12 protein-coding genes and 1 pseudogene are annotated in these 17,465 nt (G+C 63.6%); 3 read left to right on the top strand and 10 right to left on the bottom strand.

Annotated features, from left to right (window positions below):
• Positions 1 to 40: 40 nt before the first annotated feature.
• The 5 genes from Q2K57_RS09585 to Q2K57_RS09565 form a co-directional block, all read right to left on the bottom strand.
• A complete protein-coding gene (locus Q2K57_RS09585; RefSeq protein ID WP_112055014.1) occupies positions 41 to 619 on the bottom strand; it encodes a Rossmann fold domain-containing protein in 579 nt (192 codons plus the stop codon).
• Positions 620 to 670: 51 nt separating this feature from the next.
• Positions 671 to 2,023, bottom strand: coding sequence for a TRAP transporter large permease subunit (locus Q2K57_RS09580; protein ID WP_304524946.1), 1,353 nt, complete (start codon positions 2,021 to 2,023; stop codon positions 671 to 673).
• Positions 2,016 to 2,654, bottom strand: coding sequence for a TRAP transporter small permease subunit (locus Q2K57_RS09575; RefSeq protein ID WP_304524945.1), 639 nt, complete (start codon positions 2,652 to 2,654; stop codon positions 2,016 to 2,018). The genes Q2K57_RS09580 and Q2K57_RS09575 overlap by 8 nt, the downstream gene beginning before the upstream one ends.
• Positions 2,654 to 3,739 carry a TRAP transporter substrate-binding protein gene (locus Q2K57_RS09570; protein WP_112055011.1) on the bottom strand — a complete coding sequence of 362 codons (1,086 nt, stop codon included), beginning with the start codon at positions 3,737 to 3,739 and terminating at the stop codon, positions 2,654 to 2,656. The genes Q2K57_RS09575 and Q2K57_RS09570 overlap by 1 nt, the downstream gene beginning before the upstream one ends.
• Before the next feature lie 287 nt (positions 3,740 to 4,026).
• A complete protein-coding gene (locus tag Q2K57_RS09565; RefSeq protein WP_112055010.1) occupies positions 4,027 to 5,421 on the bottom strand; it encodes a sigma-54-dependent Fis family transcriptional regulator in 1,395 nt (464 codons plus the stop codon).
• A 397-nt stretch (positions 5,422 to 5,818) separates the two neighbouring features.
• Here Q2K57_RS09565 and dauA point away from each other — a divergent pair, with 397 nt between their 5' ends.
• Complete coding sequence (gene dauA, locus Q2K57_RS09560; protein ID WP_304524944.1) at positions 5,819 to 7,567, top strand: C4-dicarboxylic acid transporter DauA; 1,749 nt, start codon at positions 5,819 to 5,821, stop codon at positions 7,565 to 7,567.
• 218 nt (positions 7,568 to 7,785) lie between these two features.
• A pseudogene (locus tag Q2K57_RS09555) lies at positions 7,786 to 9,464 on the top strand (ABC transporter permease).
• On the opposite strand, the gene Q2K57_RS09550 reads toward Q2K57_RS09555, so the two are convergent.
• A complete protein-coding gene (locus Q2K57_RS09550) occupies positions 9,417 to 10,559 on the bottom strand; it encodes an ABC transporter ATP-binding protein (protein WP_112055007.1) in 1,143 nt (380 codons plus the stop codon). The pseudogene Q2K57_RS09555 and the gene Q2K57_RS09550 sit on opposite strands and share 48 nt — an antisense overlap.
• A gap of 286 nt (positions 10,560 to 10,845) precedes the next feature.
• Between Q2K57_RS09550 and Q2K57_RS09545 the strand changes: the two genes are divergently transcribed.
• Positions 10,846 to 11,874 (top strand): Fe(3+) ABC transporter substrate-binding protein, encoded by a 1,029-nt coding sequence (locus tag Q2K57_RS09545; RefSeq protein ID WP_304524943.1) that lies wholly within the window; start codon positions 10,846 to 10,848, stop codon positions 11,872 to 11,874.
• 278 nt (positions 11,875 to 12,152) lie between these two features.
• On the opposite strand, the gene Q2K57_RS09540 is transcribed toward Q2K57_RS09545, so the two are convergent.
• From Q2K57_RS09540 to Q2K57_RS09525, 4 genes are all read right to left on the bottom strand, one after another.
• Complete coding sequence (locus Q2K57_RS09540; RefSeq protein ID WP_304524942.1) at positions 12,153 to 13,310, bottom strand: HlyD family secretion protein; 1,158 nt, start codon at positions 13,308 to 13,310, stop codon at positions 12,153 to 12,155.
• Positions 13,311 to 13,428: 118 nt separating this feature from the next.
• Positions 13,429 to 14,982, bottom strand: a complete 1,554-nt coding sequence (locus Q2K57_RS09535; RefSeq protein ID WP_112055004.1) for a DHA2 family efflux MFS transporter permease subunit — start codon at positions 14,980 to 14,982, stop codon at positions 13,429 to 13,431.
• Between the two features lie 600 nt (positions 14,983 to 15,582).
• Complete coding sequence (locus Q2K57_RS09530; protein ID WP_112055003.1) at positions 15,583 to 15,909, bottom strand: hypothetical protein; 327 nt, start codon at positions 15,907 to 15,909, stop codon at positions 15,583 to 15,585.
• A gap of 384 nt (positions 15,910 to 16,293) precedes the next feature.
• Positions 16,294 to 16,998 carry a haloacid dehalogenase type II gene (locus tag Q2K57_RS09525; RefSeq protein ID WP_304524941.1) on the bottom strand — a complete coding sequence of 235 codons (705 nt, stop codon included), beginning with the start codon at positions 16,996 to 16,998 and terminating at the stop codon, positions 16,294 to 16,296.
• Between the last annotated feature and the right edge of the window lie 467 nt (positions 16,999 to 17,465).

The raw sequence follows: 17,465 nt of genomic DNA, 5'->3' as shown, positions 1-17,465 counted from the left end.
AAGGCATTGGCTAAAGGCGCAACGCTGGCAGTAGCGGCGCTCAGGTATCGGACAGGCGCAGCACCTGGCCTGTAATGGCTCGCCCGGCGCCACCCGCCAGAAAGCGGGTGCAGTCGGCAACGGAGGCGCTCGAGGCGCCCCTAGGGCATAGCAGGTTGACGCGAATCGCCGGCCCTCCGCCATCGGCGAGGCGGCGCACCAGCGCTCCCAGGGCCTCACGCACCATGCTGGCCGCCTGGCTGTCGCCATCCGGGGCTACGGCGACCAGCCGCCCGCCCCCACGGCTCTGCATCCAGGCCCTGGCGACCTGCAAAAGCCCCGAGGGGCCGACCACCTGCTCGTCGAGCTTGCGGGCCAGCGGCTCGCCGGGAGGCAACGTGCGCGGGGCACAGACCAGCACATCGAGTCGCCCCAGCCGTCCCAGCAGCTCATCGAGGGCGCCCTCCCCGGCCACCAGGCCGAAGCGGTCGGCCTGCTCGCCACCCAGGCCGTCCAGCACCGACTCGAGGCTCGCCGCATCCGGCGTCAGCAGTGCCACAGTGGCGCCTTCCTCGAGGAAGACCCTCGCCAGGGCCTCGAGCATCTCGTCGGCGCCGGCGATCAGTACCCGCTTGCGCATGCCTTGTTCCTCAAAACCGCCCTCACGCCCGCCCCACGCTCACCTGTGGGCTCAGGGCATCAGCCCCGGCAACCACAGCACCAGCGCCGGGAAGACCATGCACAGCACCAGCCCCGTCACCTGCAGCAGCACGAAGGGAATGATCGAGCGGTAGATGGTCATGATACTCACCTGGCCTTCGGTGATGCCCTTGAGGTAGAAGAGCGCGTAGCCGAAGGGTGGCGTCAGGAAGCTAGTCTGCAAATTGATGGCCACCAGAATCGCGAACCACACCAGCAGCCCCTGACCGGAGAGCCCGTAACCGAAGTCCAGCACCTCGACCACCGGGGCGACCAGCGGCAGCACCACGAAGCTGATCTCGATCCACTCGAGGAAGAAGCCGAGCACGAAGATCAGGCCCATGATCAGCAGCATCAGGCCATAGGGACCCAGGCCAGTGCCGGTGATCAGTTCTTCGATCATGTAGTCACCACCCAGGCGCTTGAAGACCACCGAAAAGCAGGTGGCACCAATGACCACAAACAGGATCATCGCCGAGGTACGCGAGGTATCACGCACCGCCTCGCGCAGGGTGGCGAAGTCCAGGCTACGCATGGCCAGCGCCAGCAAAAGGCTGCCCAGCGCCCCGATGGCCGCGGCCTCGGTGGGGGTGGCGATGCCGGCCATGATCGAGCCCAGCACCACGAAGATCAGCACGAAGGGGCCCAGCAGGTCGCGCAGCAGCGCGATCGGCAACGGTGTCGGGTCGACGTCGTCCATGTCGGCAAGCGGCGCCCAATCCGGGCGGATGCGTGCGGTGATCAGCAGGTAGGCGATGTACAGCCCGCCGAGCAGCAGCCCCGGCAGTAGGGCGGCCTTGAACAGCGCGCCCACCGAGATCTGCAGGATCGAGCCCATCAGCACCAGCATGATCGAGGGCGGAATCAGAATGCCCAGGGTGCCCGAGGCGGCGATGACCCCGCAGGCCATCTCGGCCCGGTAGCCCTGCTTCATCATCACCGGCAGCGCCAGCAGACCCAGCATCACCACCGAGGCGCCAATGATGCCGGTACTGGCGGCCATGATCACGCCAAGGATCGCCACCGACACGGCAAGCCCGCCGTGTGTGCGCCCGAAGAGTCGCTGCAGGGTCAGCAGCAGGCGCTTGGCTACCCCGGATCGTTCGAGCATCAGGCCCATGAACACGAACAGCGGAATGGCGATCATCAGCCAGTTTTCGATCACCCCGCCGAAGATCCGCGAGCCGACGGTGCCCAGAAACGGCACGGGTATGTCACCGATGAAGGCGAAGACGATGCCCAGGCCGCCGAGCAGGAAGGCAACCGGGTAGCCGCTAAAGATACCCGCCAGCAGGGTCACGACCATCAGCAGGGCGAGGGCGTATTCACTCAGGAATTCAGCCATGGGTCGCCCCTTCGTCGGCGATGGAATCAGCGGCGGCGCTGCGCGGGTCGAGGATCACAGCAAGCTTGGCGAAGACCTGACCCAGTGCGCCCACCGCCAGAAAGACCAGCCCGATCGGCAGCATGGCCTTGATCAGATAACGGTCGGTGAGACCGCCATAGTTGGATTGTTCGTTAGAGATATAAGACATGGTCACAAAATGCTTGGAGAGCCAGGCAATCAACAGGCAGAAGGGAATCAGCATCAGCAGATGCCCGATCACGTCGATGATCGCCCGGCCCTGAAGAGACAGGCGGTGATAGACCAGGTCGACCCGCACGTGGGTATCGTGGTGCAGGGCGTAGGTGCCACCGAGCAGCGTCAGGATGCCGAAAAGATGCCATTGCAGCTCGGTGATGCTGTTGATGGTCAGGGCATCGCCGAACAGCAGGATCTTGGTGTCCCAGTGGCCGATTTCATTGACGCCCAGGGCGTTGAGCAGCACGGTCGTGAGCACGGCCAACATCACCAGCATGACCAGCCAGCTGGAGAGTCGGCCAACCACCAGCCCCAGGCCGACCAGCGGTCGGCCCAGAGCGGCGCACACGGCCGCGCCACGCTCACGCCAGGGCGCGAGAGTGGCGCGTGTCATCAGCTATCCCCTTCGTCGAGCGGGATGATCGCCGGCATGGCCTGCAGCTCATACCATTCGTCGATCAGGCCAGCATGCTTCATCAGCGAGCGATACGCTTTGGCGAAGGCCGGGTTGTTTTCCATCTCTTCCTTGCGCACCTCGACCCACGACTGCTGCAGGGCATCGAGCACCTCGTCCGGGAAGCGACGCACTTCCACACCCTTCTCTTCCAGCGCATGGATGGTACGCACCTGCTCAGGCGGCGCTTCGGCCATGGCCCATTGCAGGGTGGAGCGACAGGCGGTTTCGAACTGTGCCTTGCGCTCATCGCTGTACTCATCCCAGACCGCCTGGTTGATTAGCAGCGAGAACCAGCTGGCGCTCTGGTGCCAACCCGGGAAGTAGTAATACTTGGCGACTTCGTCGAAGCCCATGGCGGCATCGACCTGCGGCACCGAGAACTCGGTGGCATCGACACGGCCACGTTCCAGCGCCAGATAGATCTCGCCGCCCGGCACTAGCTGGGTGGATGCGCCGAGCCGGTTGAGCACCTTGGCGCCGAGGCCGGAGATGCGCATCGACAGGCCATCGAAATCAGAGGGGCTGTTGATCTCCTTGTTGTACCAGCCGCCGGTCTCCTGGGGCGAGATGAAGCAGGGCAGGACCTTGACGCCGTACTTGTCGTACTCGGTCTGCAGCAGTTCGGTGCCTTCGCCGGACCACATCCAGGACATGAAGGCTTCCGGAGACGGACCAAACGGCAGCGCACCGTAGAGGTTGGTGATCGGCACGGTGCCGGCCCAGTAGCCCATCCAGTCCCAGCCGGCCTGGATGGCGCCCGAAGACACGGAGTTGAAGACTTCGAAGGCCGGCACCAGGTCGCCCGGCTCGTGAACGCGTAGGCTGACGGCGCCACCGGTAGCGGTTTGCAGCTCCTCGGACAGGTGCTCGGCACCGGCCCCCAGGAAGTTCTTCGTCGAGAACGTACTGGCGACATCGAGGCGCTCGGGCCCGTCAGCCATGGCCGGCAGGGCGACCCCGGCGGTCATGGCTGCGGCGATGCCGGCAGCGAGCAGCGTACGTGGGAAGTTCGGGCTTGGCATGAATGACTCCTTGCGTTGTTCTTATTACAGGCGGTTATTCCAGCGGTGTCGCATGGAACCCTTGGCGTCGGAACCAGGCGCAAGATCGGCGCCATGGAAGACAAAACCCTTTATTTTCATAAATTTAAATAAAACACCGAACGCCTTGCTTGACCAGGAGCGGCCGAAAGACGTCACACCATGGCCTGAGAGCGTCCGGTATTTCGGACGCTCTCAGGTTTCACCTCACGTAAAGGGCAGCTAATGGGTGTCCGCAAAACCGGACGACGACCGGAAAACCGGACACCTCAGTCGACCATCAGACCGTGGCGGGTCAGCTTTTCATAAAAGGAAGACTTGGCGATGCCCAGGCGCTTGGCGGCGCGGGTGCGGTTGCCGTCGCATTCGACAAGTGCCGCCAGCAAGGCCTCGCGTTCGGCCTGAGCCAGGGTGGCCTTGAGCGAGGCACCGAGCCTGGGTGGCTCACCGTGGCGCTGGCGTAAAGCCTCGGGCAGGTCGGCCACATCGAGATGATTGCCACCTAAATAGAAGGCCGCCTCCAGAACATTCTCCAGCTCGCGCACGTTACCGGGCCAGCTGTGGCAGGTGAGGCAATCCAGCGCCGCCTGACTGAGACTTGGACAGCGCCGCTTTCGGCGCTCGGCGAGCCTTGCCAAAAGGTGGCGCGCCAGCAGCGGAATATCGTCGCGCCGCTCGCGCAGCGGCGGGATCATCAACGGCACGACATTGATGCGATAGAAAAGATCCTCACGGAATTCGCCGCGCTCGATCAGGCTCTCCAGCGGCCGATGCGTGGCGGCGATAACTCGCACATCCACCGGCACCAGGCTGGTCGCCCCTACCGCTTCGACCTCACGATCCTGGAGTACCCGCAGCAGCTTCACCTGCATGGCCGGCGGCATGTCACCGATCTCATCGAGAAACAGCGTGCCGCCATCGGCGAGCTGGAACTTGCCGGGCTTGCCGCCCTTGCGGGCACCGGTGAAGGCGCCTTCCTCGTAGCCGAACAGCTCGGCCTCGAGCAGCGCCTCGGGAATCGCCGCGCAGTTGAGCTTGATGAAGGGGCCCTTGGCCCGCTCGGAGAGGCGATGCAGGGCGTGGGCGTAAAGCTCCTTGCCGGTGCCTGACTCGCCGCGAATCAGCACCGAGGCATCGCCCGGGGCGACCTTGCGGACTCGCGCATTGAGCGCCTGGACACCCTCGCTGTCGCCGATCACATCAGCCAGCTGCCAGCGCGTGCCCGGCGTCGCGCCCAGGGCAGCCGAACGGTAGTAATCGACCTCGGCTTCCAGCGACTCGACCTGAGCGTTCATCTGCCGCCACTCCCAGGTGTCGTGATAGAGCACCGTACCGATCGCTCCTACCACCTTGCCGTCGACCCGCACCGGGTAGCGGTGGGCGATCATATGATGGCCGCGCACCATCTGCAGCTGCGCAAGCTCCGCCTGGCCTGATGCCACCACATCCGGCATGCGAGTGTTCTCGATCACCTCACGCACGGGCTTGCCGTACGCGGCCAGCGGATCGATCTCCAGGAAGGCGGCATAGGGCGCATTCAGATAGGCGATGCGAGACTCGGCATCCACCACCACCAGCCACTCGCCCATGGCATCGAGGCCACGCAGCAAAAGCGGCGAGACGAGCGGTCCGGCCAGTGCCTGGGGGAAGATGTCAGAGCCCATGGACGTCGTTCCCTTGCGAAGAATATTCCCCCAGCATTAACGCTGGGGGATGCCGCAACAAGAGGACCTTGGGCGTAGAAGCCGCGCACCGTCGCGCCGCCAGCCGACGACTTGTGCGAGTCTTGCTTATGACGGCCAGCTTATGGAGATCGGCTTAGGCGCCTACTGCGACAACTGATACAACTGAGACAACTGAGACAGAAATGCGGCAAAAGGCCTCTTTTCCTTCACCGCCGATTTCCGGGATCATATATAAGGAAATCGTCTCATCGCACGCTCGGCAGGCGCACAATCTAGCTGGCGGCCCGGCTATCTGGTGGCCAGGCACGCCAGCCTGGCCAGGAGCTTGCCCTGCGCGCACTTGGCGACCCTCACTCATCTGCTTGAAGGATTTATTATGGCGCTCCCCTCTTCGCCTGCGCATCGCCCTCGCCTCGGCACCGGTCTGCTCGCCGCCTGGAAGGCGGGCTATGGGTTCGGGGACCTGCGCCATGACATCCTGGCCGGCCTGACCATCGGCATCGTGGCAGTGCCGCTATCGATGGCGCTGGCGATCGCCACCGGGGTGGCGCCCCAGCACGGGCTCTATACCGCCATCGTCGCCGGCATCGTGATCGCGCTCACCGGCGGTTCGCGCTTCAGCGTGTCGGGCCCCACCGCTGCCTTCGTGGTGATCCTGCTGCCAATCGTCCAGCACTATGGGCTTGGCGGGCTGTTGATTGCCACGCTGATGGCGGGAATGATCCTGGTCGGCCTGGGACTCGCCCGCCTGGGCGCGCTGATCCAGTTCGTGCCCTACCCGGTGGTGCTTGGGTTTACCGCCGGCATCGCGGTGGTCATCGCCACCCTGCAGGTGCCGGACTTCCTCGGCCTGGAGGTGGCACGGGGCGAGCACTTCACAGAAAGCCTGACGAATATCCTGGCCGCGCTGCCCGAGACTCGCCCTGCCGAGCTTGCTATCGGCGTGATCACCCTGGCGGTGCTGCTGCTGTGGCCGCGGTTGCGCTCGCCGGTGCCCGCGCCGCTGGTCGGACTGGTAGCCGGGGCGCTGGCCGCCTACGTCGCCAATCACTGGCTGGGGGGCGACATCGCCACCATCGCCTCGCGCTTTCAATGGCACGCCGAGGGTGAGAGCGGCGTCGGCATTCCGCCAATCGCCCCGAGCTTCGCCCTGCCCTGGCATATGCCCAACGCCGAAGGCGAACCGCTGGCGGTGAGCTTCGACCTGATCCGCTCGCTGCTCGGCCCGGCCTTCGCCATTGCCATGCTGGCGGCCATCGAGTCGCTACTCTGTGCGGTGGTCGCCGACGGCATGACCCGCACCCGACATGACCCCAATGCCGAACTGATTGGCCTTGGGCTTGGCAACATTGCCGTACCCTTCTTCGGCGGCATCACCGCCACCGGCGCCCTGGCGCGCACCGCCACCAACATCCGCAGCGGCGCGCGCTCGCCGATCGCAGCCGTAGTGCATGCACTGGTAGTTTTGCTGGCGGTGATCGCGCTGGCCGGGCTGCTGGGGCTGGTACCGATGACCTCGCTGGCCGCGCTGCTGTTCATCATCGCCTGGAACATGAGTGAGGCACGGATGTTCGTACACACCCTGCGCTCATCTCCCTCGGGCGATGTGGCTATCCTCGCGATCTGCTTCGCGCTGACGGTGCTGTTCGACATGGTGCTGGCGGTATCGGTGGGCATGGGCCTGGCCGCTGCCCTGTTCATCCGCCGCATGACGCAGGTAACTCAGACCAAGGCTCGTCCGCTCGACCGCCACCCAGAGGTGCAGGACCTGCCGCCTCAAGTGGCGCTCTACGACATCAACGGCCCCATGTTCTTCGGCGTCGCCGAGAAGGCCCTGTCGTCGCTGCAGATGGTCGACCCCGACATCCGCATCGTGATGGTGGACATGCACGGCGTGCCGAGCATCGACGGCACTGCGCTCGTCGCCTTGCGCCGCATGGTCGAGGAGATGCGCCGCCAGAATGTCGCACTGATTCTGATCGGCCTGTCGCCCCGTCAGATCGTCAAGCTGCGCCGCGTTGGGATTCGCACCGCCGCCGGCGAGCTTACGCACTGCGCGAGCCTGGCCCGCGCCAGGACCGTGGCCCTGCGCTGGCTTGAGGAGCGCCGCCCCGCACAGGTCTGAGGCGACCGGCTTGCGGCCTGCCGAGCGTGACGATGCGTTCGCGGCAGGCTGCAGTGACAGACCCCAACTGATAGTATTCTCGCCCGTTGCTGGTCTCACTCGTGACCCCATCGCATTGGGCAGGTGACAGGGCTTCTTCCCGCAGGCCCTGACTGCCGGCCCGAGCACCGCAAGGAGTCCACCGCTTGTTCCGTTCCACCAGTTCTCGACCGGCCAGCCTGGCTCGTCGCCTATCGCTGCACTTCAGCGCCTGGAGCGTGCTGACCATCGGCATCGCGCTGATCGTGGCGCTGCCGGTGATCGTGGTGCTCGCGCATATTCTGGTGCCCACTGACGGCATCTGGCAGCACCTGGCCAGCACCGTGCTGGGTCGCTATCTCGGCAACACCCTGTTCCTGGTCGTGACGGTGGGGCTTGGCACCTTCGTGATCGGCACCGGCACGGCCTGGCTGGTGGTGATGTGCCGCTTCCCCGGACGACGGCTGTTCGAATGGGCGCTGCTGCTGCCGCTGGCGGTACCGACCTATGTGATCGCCTACGCCTACACGGACTTCCTGCAGTACGCAGGCCCGGTGCAGACCTGGCTTCGCGAGGTCTTCGACTGGGGCCGCGGCGACTACTTCTTCCCCGATATCCGCTCGCTGGGCGGCGCCGCGACGCTGATCACCCTGGTGCTCTACCCCTACGTCTACATGCTGACCCGGGCGGCCTTCCTCGAGCAGTCGGTGTGCGTGCTGGACGTGGGCCGCACCCTGGGGCGCGGGCCCTGGCGGCTGTTCACCAGCGTGGCGATTCCGCTGGCCCGGCCGGCGATCGTCGGCGGCGCGTGTCGCTGGCGCTGATGGAGACCCTCAACGAATTCGGCGCGGTGCAGTACTTCGGCGTCGATACCTTCACCACCGGCATCTACCGCACCTGGTTCGGCATGGGCGAGCAGGTTGCCGCCGCCCAGCTGGCGGCCTGCCTGCTGGCCTTCGTGATCATCTTCGTGCTGCTGGAGCGCTGGTCGCGAGGCAAGAGGCGCTACTTTCACACCTCGGGCCGCTATCAGCAGCTGCCCGAATTTCACCTGCGCGGCTGGCGGGGCGTGGCGGCCTGCCTCGCCTGCCTGGCGCCGATCATGGTGGGCTTCCTGATTCCCAGCGGTCTGCTGACCTATCTCTCGGTGCAGGGCGGGGATGACCTGTTCGGGGCCCAGTTTCTGGAATTCGCCGGCAACAGCCTGGTGCTGGCGACCATCGCCGCCCTGGTCGCGGTGGGCCTGGCGCTGGTGCTGAGCTATGGCGCGCGACTCAATCCTCGCCCGGTCACTCGTCTGGCCACCCGCATCGGCGCCATCGGCTATGCGGTGCCCGGCTCGGTGGTAGCGGTCGGCATCCTGATTCCCTTCTCGTGGCTCGATCAACGCATCAACGGCTTCATGGACGAGCAGTTCGGCATGATGGTCGGGCTCTTGTTTAGCGGCTCCGCCTTCATCCTGATCTATGCCTATGTGGTGCGCTTCCTGGCGGTATCCTTCAACGCCATCGAGGCGAGCCTTGGCAAGGTGACGCCGAGCATGGACGCCGCGGCCCGTACTCTGGGTCAGACCGCCGGCGGCACCCTGCGCAAGGTACACACGCCGATCATCCGCGGCAGCCTGTTGGCCGCCGCGATCCTGGTGTTCGTGGATGTAATGAAGGAACTGCCGGCGACCATCATCCTGAGGCCCTTCAACTTCGACACCCTGGCGGTGAGAGCGCACAACCTGGCGGCGGACGAGCGCCTCGCCGAGGCCTCCACCGCCTCGCTGACCATCGTGGCGGTGGGGATCATCCCGGTGATTCTGTTGAGCCTGGCGATCCGGGGCTCACGCCCCGGCAGCGGTGCCATCGGCGGGAAAGACAAAGACCTGTGACGGGTCGAGCTGGATGAGCACCGGCTGACCCTCTTCGGGCAGGAACACGCCCGGCACCCGGGCGTGGAGGTGGGCTTCCCAACCATCCGCGCCGTGGGCGCAGATATGTAGAAGGCTTGAGCGCCCCAGTAGCTTGGCCATCACTACATGGCTGTGGCCCTCATGGCTGTGGGAGGTCGCCGGCGGCTCGTCGAGGGTCACGATCTTGAGCGCTTCTGGGCGGATCAGCACCCGCACCTGACTGCCGTCAGCCATATCGTCCACCGGCACTTCGCCGACCGGGGTCGTCACCCGGCCACTTTGCACCTCACCGGCCATCTCGTTGACCTCACCGAAGAAGGTCACCACGAAGGGGTCCCGCGGCGCGCAGTAGAGCTCCAGCGGCGTGCCCATCTGCACGATGCGCCCATCGCGCATCAGCGCGATGCGATCGGCCATGAACATCGCCTCTTCCGGGTCGTGGGTGACCAGCAGGGCGCCTGCGCCGACCCGCTTCAGCACGTGCAGGGTATCGTCGCGGATGCGATCACGAAGCCGCGCATCCAGACTCGAGAAGGGTTCATCGAGCAGCATCAGTGACGGCGCCGGCGCCAGTGCACGGGCCAGGGCCACACGCTGCTGCTGGCCACCGGACAGGGTGTGCGGGTAGCTCTTGGCATAGCCTTCCATGCCTAATTGCTCGAGAAGCTCCATGGCCCGCGCCCGGCGCTGCTTGCCGGGCAGCGACTCGAGGCCAAAGGCGACGTTGTCGAGCACGGAGAGGTGCGGGAACAGCGCCGAGTCCTGGAAGGCCAGCCCCACATTGCGCTTCTCAGGGGGCACATGGGCCTTGCCGGGCCGGCCAATGGGGCGGCCGCCCAGATCGACGCCCCCTTCCTGCACGGTCTCGAGGCCGGCGACAATGCGCAGCAGCGTGGTCTTACCACAGCCCGAGGGGCCCAGCAGGCAGACGACTTCGCCCTGCTCGACGTAGAGGCTGACATCCTCAACCGCCTGGTGCTTGCCGTAGGCATGGCGGATGTGGTGCATGGCGAGGACGGGGGCCTCGTGGGAAACCTGGCGGTCAACGTCAGTCGGGATCGCTTGGGAGGTCATGGAAGCTCGTCGTCTCATCTCGTACGTCTACGGCCTGCGCCGCAGCGTGAAAGCGGGAATGCGTCCTAAGTGCATTCCAGTTTACTCGGTTTGTGGGCCCCTACGCACGCCATCGCCCCATGATCTGGGTCAGTCGCGCGTCGTGTTTTCCCGGATCGCGATCAAGGACGGCGCAAGACGGCTGCAATGTCAGTTGACGAAGCTTCCCCCAAGCGCTTCAATGGCAGCAGGTTAATGCAACGCATTATCATTCTATTTCAGGTTCTCGCTATCCACGAGGTGTCCGATGCCCCTGCAACGCCTTCACGTTCTGCCCCTTGCCGCCCTGGTGGCCGGTTCCGCCTTCGCCAGCCAGGCCCTGGCAGAGTCCGTGAACATCTATTCGGCGCGTCATTATGACTCGGATCAGGCGCTCTATGACGCCTTCACCGAGAAGACCGGCATCGACGTCAACGTGCTCGAGGGCAACTCCGACCAGCTGATTCAGCGCATCCTGCTGGAGAGCGAGGCCGGCCCCGCCGACATCATGATGACCGTAGACGCCGGCCGCCTGTGGCGCGCCGAAAAGGAAGACATCTTCGCCCCGGTCGACTCCGAGGTGCTCGACGAGCGCCTGCCCGCCTCCATGCACCACCCCGAAGGCAAGTGGTTCGGCTTCAGCCAGCGCGTGCGCGCCATCTTCTACAACCCGGACGCCATCGACCCAAGCGACATCTCGACCTATGAAGACCTCGCCGACCCGAAACTCGAGGGGCGAGTGTGCATGCGCTCCTCGAACAACATCTACAACCAGTCGCTGCTGGCCTCGATGATCGCTCACCACGGTGAGGACGGCGCCGAGGAATGGGCACAGGGCGTGGTCGACAACATGGCCCGCGACCCGGAAGGCGGCGACACCGACCAGCTGCTGGGCGTAGCCAGCGGCGAGTGTGACGTGGCCGTGGCCAACCACTATTACTACGTGCGCATGCTCGAGTCCGACAACGACGCCGAGCGCGAGGCCGCCGAGTCGATCAACATTCTGTTCCCCAATCAGGAAGGCCGCGGCGCGCATATCAACGTCGGCGGTGCCGGCATGATCAAGGGCGCTCCGCACCCGGAAAATGCCCAGCGATTCCTGGAATTCCTGGCCTCCGACCAAGCCCAGGAGATGTTCTCCAAGGGTAACCACGAGTTCCCGGTGGTCGACGGCGTCGAGATCGACGAGGTACTGGCCTCCTGGGGCGACTTCAAGCGGGATGACCTGAACGTCAGCGTGCTGGGCGAGAACAACCCCAAGGCGGTGCGGATCTTCGACCGCGTCGGCTGGCGCTAAGCCCCGGCCGGTTGGCCTGACGCCATCATTCGGCTGACAGGTACCGCTATCGATACCAATGCGGACAGACCATAGTCGCAAGAAGGCCCGCAGCATGGCTGCGGGCCTTTGTGTGTTGGTGAAGCGTCCAGGTGGTAAAGCGTCTAGGTGAAGCGTTTCGATGAAGCCATCTCTCTACGGCACTCGCATGGCGTCCGTATCCAGCGCTCGTCTCAAGCTCACGTCTCACACTCATGACTCACTCTCACCCATCAAACCCGGGCCGCTGAAGGCCCCGCTTAGCCGTGACGCGGGCCGGCGCCGCTCACGTCGATATCTACGTTCACCATCATGCCCGGCCCGATCAGGTCGGTGGGCCCCTCGTCGAAGGCAATACGCACCGGCAAGCGCTGAGTGATCTTGGTGAAATTGCCCGAGGGGTTGGGGTCCGGCAGCAGGGCGAACTGGCTGGTGGCCGCGCGCCCGATGTTGGTGATATGGCCCGAGAACGTCTCGTCCGGGAAGGCATCTACCGCAATCGCGACCGGCTGGTCGATGCGCAGCTCGCTGATGTCGGTCTCCTTGATTCGGGCTTCCACCCACAGCTTATCCGGATCATGCATCATCAGGATCGGCTGGCCGGCGCCGACATACTCGCCCTGATCGATGAGCGTCTTGTTGACCACACCGGCGATCGGGCTGGGCACCTGCAGATCGGCGATCCGCAGCGTTTCCTGGTTCAGCTTGGCCTTGGCCTGCGCCAGCTCCTTTCGTGCCACCTGGCGCTGGAAACGCAGCACTTCGGGGTTGGGCAGCGGCGCCTGCACGCCATTGAGAAAGCCAAGGTGGGCATTGTCGGCCTGGGCCTTATTGACCGCGACTTCCTGGCTGGCCTGGTGGGCTTCCGCCTGGGCAGCCTCAAGGGTGTAGTAGTCGCGATCACGCTGCTGCTGCGACACCGAATGCTGCTTGAGCAGTTCGTCCGAGCGCGTGTAGTCGCTTCGGGCCTGCTCCAGTCGCGCCTGAGCGGCTTGCTCGGCCGCCTTGCTGGCCTCGAGCTGCTGGTTGGCGATGTTCAGGCCGCCCTGAAATTGCCGGTTGGCCAGCGCCAGCCGCGCTTCCTGGTGATCGAGTCGTGCCTGCATGGCATCGACGCTGGCCTGCAGGGTGGCAAGCTTCTGTTCATCGGGTTCGCTGTAGAGCTTGGCCACCGCATCGCCCCGCTCGAGGCGGTCACCTTCAATAATGCTGAAATCGGTCACCCAGCCCGACAGTCGGCTGCTGACGGTGACCTGATTGGCCATCACCCGAGCATCCTGAACGCTGACATGGCTGAGGCGATGCAGGATCGCCATGCCACCCCAGGCCAGGCAGAGCGCGACCACGACTGCCAGCGCGGCCAGCTTGAACGTGGCCCTGCCGGTGAGGCGGCGAGGCGTGGAAGTCGACGACGTCATGGGCATAAGTCCTTGAAAAGGTAATTGAAAAAATCATTGGATGAGGACTTGGCTGAGTCCTTGAATGAGTCCTTGAGTCAGCACTTCAACAGTCCTTCAAGCGGCCAGGTCAAAAGGCTCAAGTGTAGGGCGCGCGCTGCCAGCGGCTCAGCAGGATCGAGGGAATCGCGACCACCAGCAGACTGGCGACCAGCAGCCAGAAGCCGTCCTGATAGGCGAGGATTGAGGCCCAGATCGCCTCGACCCGGCCCGTCAAATAGCCGGCCATGGCCTGCTGGTGGTTGGCGGGCACGCCCAGGCGACCCACCAGTTCAACGAGCTGACTCATCTGCTGCTGGGCCATGTCGTTGCCCGCGGTAACGCCAGCGTTGAGTTGCTGGCCATGCAGCGCGGAGCGTCGGTCGAGCAGAATCACCAGGCCCGCGGTCCCCATGGCGCCGCCCAGCTGCATGGCAAAGTTGATCGCCCCTGAGCCATAGCCGGTGAGATGTCGTGGCAGGCCGGAGATCGCCTTCGACAGGGTCGGCGGCGGAAAGGACGCCATGCCCACCGACAGCACTGCCATCGCCGTGGCCAGATACGCGAAGGAGGTGTTCCAGTCCATCTGCGCCATCTGCCAGGCCGAAAATACCGTGCAGGCCAGCCCCGGTAAGGTGATCCAGTGCGGCGGGTAGCGATCGCTGAGCCAGCCCACCATCGGCACCAGGATGCCCAGCACCGCGGTGGAGGGCAGGAAGATCTGACCGGCGCTCACCGGGCTGTAGTGCAGCACCGACTGCACGAACTGGGGCAGCAAGTACATGATGCCGTAGAAGGTCCCGCCGAACAGAAACATCGCCAGGGTGCCGACCAGGAAGATGCGATAGCCAAATATCGACAGATCCAGCAGCGGGTGAGCGGTACGCTTCTGCCAGACCACGAAGACACCGGCACAGGTCAGCGAGAGCAGCACCAGTGCGGGAATACGTGGGTCGTACCACCCCCAGCGCTGGCCATTGGACAACGCCGTCAGCAGCGCGAACACCGCAGCGAACAGCAGCACCACGCCGGCCCAGTCAAAGGGCGGGCGCGGGCCTTTTTGCTCGCGGGCCGGCAGGAAAAAATACCCCATCACCGCCGCCGCAAGACAGATCGGCAGGGTAATGAAAAACACATAGCGCCAGGTGAAGCTCTCGACCAGCCAGCCGCCGATGACGGTGGCCAGGGTCAGCGGTAGCCCAAGGCACATGCCGTACATCGCCACGGCCATGCCCCGCTCCTGGGGCGGGTAGGCGGCGAACAGCGCCTGCATGGCCACCGGCCGGATCAGTCCTGTCATCGCGCCCTGCACGACCCGGGCGCCGATCAGCGCCATCATGCCCTGCCCCAGGCCACCCAGTATCGAGGCAACCATGAACACCACCAGCAGACCGATGAAGGTGGCGCGCTGACCAACCGCGGATACCAGCCAGGGCGCGATCAACAGCGACACCGTGGTCGAGGCCAGAAAGCCGGTGGAGAGCCACTGCACCTGGGAGTTGCTCATGCCGAAGGCGCCCTTGATGTAGGGAATCGCCACGTTGACGATGGTAATCGACATCCCCAGCGCCACCAGACCGAGCATCACGGTGAGGGTCACCCACAGCTTGTAGCGGGGACCATAGCGCTCGAACAGCAGGTCTACCTGGCTCATGGTGCCCCGCCATGGCACCGCCACGGCGCGCGAATGTCAGTGTCTTGTTCGAACAAGCGACGCTCCCCCTGTGGGTAATCAATGACATGAGTAATCAATAACGTGAGTAATGACGTGATAAATGACGCGCCGAATGCCGTGATCGCCGTCTTCATGGCGATCGAGCTGCCTGCTGTCATCGTTAGGCAGGCCCAACCTGGGCGCTCTAGCACCCCTGGAAGCACTTCCCGGCGCCTCGCATGACGCGGTTTTAGCGGTGTTAGCAGATGAAAAACGGCCGGCATCGCGCAGGCCGCAGAGATAGAAAAACACCGAAGGGGCCGGGTGGAACCGCATTCCCCGTGTGGGGCGAGCGGGGACGTACGCCCAACGCTAAAAATAGCGAGTATATAGTTTTCAGGCTAACAAGATAACCCACCACACCAAGTCGAATGCCTGCTCGGCGTGGCGCAAAGGTGACGATGTCGACAGGTCACAGACACAAGAAGGCCCGTGGCAGTGCCACGGGCCTTCTTGTGTCTGTCTCGTTTTCGCCAGGTGACCTAGGTCAGAATCGAGCTTTCCCGCAACCTGCGACGAGCTTCGTCTCGACTAAATGATTCACTTGGGCATATCCGCATCGCGACCAGCACCAGGGAATGCCACGATCACATTGTCGCGAGTGACGAGCGCAGCAGGGGGCATTGTCGAGCCGGATGCAGCATCCATAGCCTGAAGCACTGCCTGGGCACCTGATCCATCGAAATTCTCCTCAAGAATCTCCATGCTATTGATTTCGCCGCACTCTTCACAATAACAGCGCACCGAATGGTGGTAAGGCGTGAACCGACGCCACTCACGCGGCTCCCGTGTGACCTCGATCGCACCACATGAGCACATGATGATATAACTTTCATGAGGCCCCGCCCCTAGCAAAACACGCTCCATGCGTCCCTCGTCTTATCTGACCTTATCTACATGGATTCAGCACCACGCGCGTGAATTCTCCGGGGCGAGCAGTGAAAGCATTAAAAATCCCTACTGCAGCATACCCTACCCCCTAAAAAGACCACTAGGGCAGGCTGTAACCATCATAACTACTGTGATTACCCCCAATCACACGACACCATGATCACGACGATCTCGCCTGCTTAGAGCGCAGGACAGACCTCGCATCCTTCATTTTCAATGCCAGACCACCAAAATGAACTGGCGGTAAAGAAAACAGCTGATTTATAGCACTGTTCCCATAGTAGCTATAGCCGAAAAGACGACAAGTTTTTTCTCGATAATCCTGCCATTGCTAATAAATTAGTCGACTATCTCGCAGGTTCAGCAGCCGAGCCGCTCCGCCAGGTCGATCAACGACGTGGTATGCAAGTCGTTATCGAGCGCACCAGGTGCATCCTTGGAGGTTGCCACCCCGAACTCATGTGGGCGCTCCACGTAGGCCGCCCGCAGCCCGTGGCGACGTGCACTGTCGAGATCCTCTTGATGGGCTGCCACCATCATCACCGCCGCAGGCGGCACATCGAACACCTCGCCAACGCCAAGATAGGTAGCGGGATGCGGCTTGTACTGGCGGAACACCTCGGCAGATAAGATGCAGTCCCAGGGAAGCCCGGCACGCTTGGCCATGTTGGTGAGCAGACCCAGGTTGCCGTTGGAGAGCGTACAGAGCGTGAAGCGGCGTTTTAGGCGCGTAAGCCCTTCCACCGCATCGGGCCAGGGGTCGAGCCGGTGCCATACCCGGTTGAGGTGGCGCTTGTCGGCTTCGGAAAGTGAGGTAATGGCGAAGCGCTCAAGCAGCTCATCGAGAATGCCACGATGCAGGTCATCGAGACGCGTCCAACCAAGCTCGCCGGACTGCACCCGCTGCATCGCCGGCTTATAGCCTGCCCGCCAGGCCAGCGCAAACTCGCCGCCATCGACACCCAGCCCCAGCGCATCGACCTCGCGGGCGATGGAGCCATACCAGTCGACCACCGTGCCGAAGACATCGAAGGCCAGCACCTCAGTATCTTGTCCTGCTTCCATCACTGCCCCCTTTCATGATCCTCGTCGTTGATTGATATCCCTCGCCCCGTTATCACCCACAGTGGCCTAGCCGTCCAGCCGGGGCTCGACGTCGGCCTAGGTATCGTCACTAGCTCTATCTACCAGTCTAAAGAGGAAAAAGGAAAGTTCTGTTTCTCCGCCCACGTGATTAGGCACAGTTCAGATACAGCATTAGAGTTGGAGCATATGACAACGAGCTTGTTTAGGCCCGGAAATATCGTCTTGGAAAATGCTGCATGCTCCTTCATCCACGTTATGCATGCACAATGATTGGTGCCATCCTGTCAAGATATACATCCGCCCCCAAAACCAGCAGATTGGGGGTACGGATGACACGCTGCATTAAACGAAAACCTTACCGAAGTATTAAAACTTTCTGGGCATGGCAACGCGGATATAAATTGCACAATAACCAAGGCAGTGAATAGCCATTGATCAGGCGGTCA

The organism is Halomonas sp. I5-271120 (genome assembly GCF_030553075.1).
Taxonomy (GTDB): domain Bacteria; phylum Pseudomonadota; class Gammaproteobacteria; order Pseudomonadales; family Halomonadaceae; genus Onishia; species Onishia taeanensis_A.
The sequence above is the reverse complement of the archived record's forward strand: the minus strand, read 5'-3'. Positions and strand labels throughout refer to the sequence as shown.

Excerpts from the sequence above, each read along its gene's own strand:
- Q2K57_RS09585 (WP_112055014.1), bottom strand. The coding sequence starts at position 619 with ATGCGCAAGCGGGTACTGATCGCCGGCGCCGACGAGATGCTCGAGGCC.
- Q2K57_RS09580 (WP_304524946.1), bottom strand. The coding sequence starts at position 2,023 with ATGGCTGAATTCCTGAGTGAATACGCCCTCGCCCTGCTGATGGTCGTG.
- Q2K57_RS09575 (WP_304524945.1), bottom strand. The coding sequence starts at position 2,654 with ATGACACGCGCCACTCTCGCGCCCTGGCGTGAGCGTGGCGCGGCCGTG.
- Q2K57_RS09570 (WP_112055011.1), bottom strand. The coding sequence starts at position 3,739 with ATGCCAAGCCCGAACTTCCCACGTACGCTGCTCGCTGCCGGCATCGCC.
- Q2K57_RS09565 (WP_112055010.1), bottom strand. The coding sequence starts at position 5,421 with ATGGGCTCTGACATCTTCCCCCAGGCACTGGCCGGACCGCTCGTCTCG.
- dauA (WP_304524944.1), top strand. The coding sequence starts at position 5,819 with ATGGCGCTCCCCTCTTCGCCTGCGCATCGCCCTCGCCTCGGCACCGGT.
- Q2K57_RS09550 (WP_112055007.1), bottom strand. The coding sequence starts at position 10,559 with ATGACCTCCCAAGCGATCCCGACTGACGTTGACCGCCAGGTTTCCCAC.
- Q2K57_RS09545 (WP_304524943.1), top strand. The coding sequence starts at position 10,846 with ATGCCCCTGCAACGCCTTCACGTTCTGCCCCTTGCCGCCCTGGTGGCC.
- Q2K57_RS09540 (WP_304524942.1), bottom strand. The coding sequence starts at position 13,310 with ATGACGTCGTCGACTTCCACGCCTCGCCGCCTCACCGGCAGGGCCACG.
- Q2K57_RS09535 (WP_112055004.1), bottom strand. The coding sequence starts at position 14,982 with ATGAGCCAGGTAGACCTGCTGTTCGAGCGCTATGGTCCCCGCTACAAG.
- Q2K57_RS09530 (WP_112055003.1), bottom strand. The coding sequence starts at position 15,909 with ATGGAGCGTGTTTTGCTAGGGGCGGGGCCTCATGAAAGTTATATCATC.
- Q2K57_RS09525 (WP_304524941.1), bottom strand. The coding sequence starts at position 16,998 with ATGGAAGCAGGACAAGATACTGAGGTGCTGGCCTTCGATGTCTTCGGC.